Annotated in this window: 1 protein-coding gene; it reads right to left on the bottom strand. The window is 49.8% G+C overall.

All coding sequences use genetic code 11. The features are described from left to right. Positions 1 to 89 precede the first annotated feature (89 nt). Entirely contained in the window at positions 90 to 398 is a 309-nt protein-coding gene (gene grxD, locus BDE01S_RS10905; RefSeq protein WP_066081508.1) for a Grx4 family monothiol glutaredoxin, read from the bottom strand. Positions 399 to 643 lie beyond the last annotated feature (245 nt).

The following is a 643-nucleotide window of genomic DNA, read 5'->3' as shown; positions in this document are numbered from 1 at the left end:
GCGCTGTATAAGCCCTGATGTGTTGCCCGCCACAAAGCCGTCTGAAAATTCGATTTTCAGACGGCTTTGTGGTATTCGCAGGGCGTATTTTAGGCTTTCAGCAGCTCTTGCAGCTCGCCGGCTTCATACATTTCCATCAGGATGTCGGAGCCGCCGATGAATTCGCCGTTGACATACAGTTGGGGAATGGTCGGCCAGTCGCTGTATTCTTTGATGCCTTGGCGGACTTCATCGTTTTCCAGTACGTTTACGGTCACATAGTCGGTGCAGCCTGCGGCGTTCAGAATCTGTACGGCGCGCGAAGAGAAGCCGCATTGCGGAAACTGCTTGGTGCCTTTCATAAACAGTACGACACGGTGGGTGGTGACTACTTCTTTGATTTGTTCTTGAATGCTCATTTGCGTTCCTGAAAAGTCGGTTGGGAAAATGTCTGCTTATTATACCCGCTTTGCGGGAATTTAAAATGCTTGTTTTGGAAAAGGCGTAGAGGCCGGTATAAGGCCGTCTGAAAATGCGGCCGGCAGTTATAGCAGTAGGTCGGGCACTTTTGCCCGACAGATATAGTCGAAGAAATTAAATTCTAATACAAGGCTGCGAGCCGCAGACAGTATAAATAGTACGGGTCGGCGGACTTGCTGCTTCA

Source organism: Bergeriella denitrificans NBRC 102155, from assembly GCF_001592185.1.
Lineage (GTDB): Bacteria > Pseudomonadota > Gammaproteobacteria > Burkholderiales > Neisseriaceae > Neisseria > Neisseria denitrificans.
The sequence above is the reverse complement of the archived record's forward strand: the minus strand, read 5'-3'. Positions and strand labels throughout refer to the sequence as shown.

Bases quoted from the DNA above. Each gene is read 5' to 3' on its own strand.
- grxD (WP_066081508.1), bottom strand. From the start codon at position 398: ATGAGCATTCAAGAACAAATCAAAGAAGTAGTCACCACCCACCGTGTC.